Origin of the sequence: Helicobacter mehlei (assembly GCF_003660265.1) — a bacterium.
Classification (GTDB): domain Bacteria; phylum Campylobacterota; class Campylobacteria; order Campylobacterales; family Helicobacteraceae; genus Helicobacter; species Helicobacter mehlei.
This window is the reverse complement of the sequence record NZ_QXQP01000055.1, coordinates 1-1,433: the sequence shown is the minus strand read 5'-3', so window position 1 is coordinate 1,433 and position 1,433 is coordinate 1. Positions and strand designations below refer to the sequence as shown.

The following is a 1,433-nucleotide window of genomic DNA, read 5'->3' as shown; positions in this document are numbered from 1 at the left end:
AAAAGGGGATATGGGGCATAGTCCTAACCATCAAGGCAAAGGAAAACTTGGTGATCTGGTATTGCACAGCACCCCAAACACTGGTGGCAATAGAACTGCCCACTTGCTCACCCGTGGTGCTTTTAAGGGCTTGGGCTAATTTGGCATCTTGATTGAATAGGCGGTTAAAGCCACTGGCAATCTGTATGAAGTCTTGTGCGGCCCTGCTTTGGAATGTGCCCTCTTTGAGGCTCTCTAGGCGTTTGAAAAAGGCTTGGCTATCAAAGACTTTAAGCCCCTCTAGTTGCATCAAAGAGGTGGCAAAGAGTCGCTCAAGCATATTCAGCTCTAGCACTTCTCGATTAGCTGGGTTCAATCCCTTAGTGATGCGGCTTAGATTGTCTAGCCCCTGATGCCCTTGCCCTTGGGTGTATTTGATGAGCGCATCTAAAGCCTTTTGTTCGCTTCTAGCCGCATCTCTGAGTTTGAGAGTGCCCTTGTCGATGATCTTTAGGGTTTCCTTCATCGTGGCGTAATCTTTGAGGGCGGTGTTGAAGAGTTGTGCGTATTTGTGCCCCAAGTCCTCTGGTAATTGCTTGAAAAGCTGGCTGATGCCCTCTTGAATATCGTTGCGGATCATATTATCGCTGAGTTTGCGGATATGCTCTTTGAGCGTGGGGTTGGGCGTGGCTTTGTAGTGGCTATTGAGGGTTTTAAGGGCGTTATTAAGCTGGGTAAAGCCCACACCCTCTTTGTTGTAAATATTGTGCTCAATTTGCTTTAAGAAGGGTTGTGCCTCTAGCTCTAGCCCCTCTTGGCTAAGCTCTTGGCGAATCTGTTTAACCTTAGTGGGATCAAGCGTGATCTTTAAATCCCCCACAACTTGGGGGATGATGCGCTCGGTGGCATCTGCATAAGACTCCTTAGTGCCCTTTTCCAAGTCCTCAAATATGGCCTTGATGTCACTAGGCTTTAAATGGAGTTGTTTTAATTGTTCCTCTAAGTTGCGCGTGGTCTTGTTTAAAATCCCTTTAAGCGTGTTGTGCGCCTTGGGGCTAGAATTGGCCGCCTCGCTCAAAAAGGCTAATAATGTCCCGCTCTCATCGGCGCGTATGGCCCTAATAAAGGCCTCTTGTTGCTCACTCTGCTTGGTTAATCTAAAAATGTCCTCGGCCGCTTGGTAGGCCTTGTAAATCTTGGAATCCCCCCCAAATTGTTCTCGCATTCTTTGGTTTAGCCCTGTGGTTTGGGCATTGAGCCTAACACCCCCACCAAAGTGATTAGCAAACTCTTTTAAGGCCTGTTCTTGCTGGGGGGTATAGACTTCTTCTAAGACTTTTTGGGCGGCCTGCACATTCCCACTCATAAAGCGTTTGCTAGCCCCCACAAGGGGGATATAATCTACACTGCGCCCAAGAACACCCGCTAGGGGTTTGAGACTCTGCGCGCCTTTA

At 48.3% G+C, this 1,433-nt stretch carries 1 pseudogene; it reads right to left on the bottom strand.

What is annotated here, in order from left to right:
* Positions 1-1,433: pseudogene (locus EAO36_RS08595) on the bottom strand (DUF3519 domain-containing protein); the annotation flags it as partial.